Annotated in this window: 1 protein-coding gene; it reads left to right on the top strand. The window is 46.3% G+C overall.

Annotated elements, in window-relative coordinates; genetic code table 11:
* A complete protein-coding gene (tuf, locus tag DRB05_RS00250; protein ID WP_102055891.1) occupies positions 1-1,185 on the top strand; it encodes an elongation factor Tu in 1,185 nt (394 codons plus the stop codon).
* Positions 1,186-1,268 lie beyond the last annotated feature (83 nt).

The following is a 1,268-nucleotide window of genomic DNA, read 5'->3' on the forward strand; positions in this document are numbered from 1 at the left end:
ATGGCAAAAGAAAAGTTTGAACGCGTAAAACCGCACGTAAACGTAGGTACAATCGGCCACGTTGACCACGGTAAAACAACTCTAACTGCAGCAATCACTAACGTACTTGCAAAAGTATACGGTGGTGAAGCAAAAGACTTCGCATCAATCGATAACGCTCCAGAAGAGCGTGAGCGTGGTATCACAATCTCAACTTCACACGTTGAGTATGACACACCAACTCGTCACTATGCACACGTAGACTGTCCAGGACACGCCGACTATGTTAAAAACATGATCACAGGTGCTGCACAGATGGACGGCGCGATCCTAGTAGTTGCTGCTACTGACGGTCCTATGCCTCAAACACGTGAGCACATCCTACTTTCTCGTCAGGTTGGTGTACCTTACATCATCGTATTCATGAACAAATGTGACATGGTTGACGACGAAGAGCTACTAGAGCTAGTAGAGATGGAAGTTCGTGAACTTCTTTCTGAGTACGACTTCCCAGGTGATGATCTACCTCTAATCCAAGGTTCTGCGCTTAAAGCGTTAGAAGGTGAGAAAGAGTGGGAAGACAAAATCGTTGAGCTTGCAGAAGCACTAGATTCTTACATCCCAGAGCCAGAGCGTGACATCGATAAGCCATTCATCATGCCTATCGAAGACGTATTCTCAATCCAGGGTCGTGGTACAGTAGTAACAGGCCGTGTAGAAGCTGGTATCATCAACGTGAACGACGAAGTAGAAATCGTAGGTATCAAAGAAACTACGAAGACAACTTGTACGGGTGTTGAGATGTTCCGTAAGCTTCTAGACGAAGGTCGTGCGGGTGAGAACATCGGTGCACTACTACGTGGTACTAAGCGTGACGAAGTTGAGCGTGGTCAGGTTCTATGTAAGCCTGGTTCAATCAAGCCGCACACTAAGTTCACTTCAGAAGTATACGTACTATCTAAAGATGAAGGTGGTCGTCACACTCCATTCTTCAAAGGTTACCGTCCACAGTTCTACTTCCGTACAACAGACGTAACTGGTGACATCCAGCTACCAGACGGCGTAGAAATGGTAATGCCAGGCGACAACATCAAGATGACTGTTGAGCTAATCGTACCAATCGCGATGGACGAAGGTCTACGTTTCGCTATCCGTGAAGGTGGCCGTACAGTAGGTGCTGGTGTTGTAGCAACAATCGAAGAGTAATCTGTAGATTGTCGTAACACACATAAAAAAGGTCGCTTTGGCGGCCTTTTTTAATGCCTTGTAGATGCGATTTTATATCGCGA

This window comes from Pseudoalteromonas sp. A757, from assembly GCF_004103285.1.
Lineage (GTDB): Bacteria > Pseudomonadota > Gammaproteobacteria > Enterobacterales > Alteromonadaceae > Pseudoalteromonas > Pseudoalteromonas galatheae.

Coding starts and splice junctions, on each gene's coding strand:
- tuf (WP_102055891.1), top strand. CDS start 1: ATGGCAAAAGAAAAGTTTGAACGCGTAAAACCGCACGTAAACGTAGGT.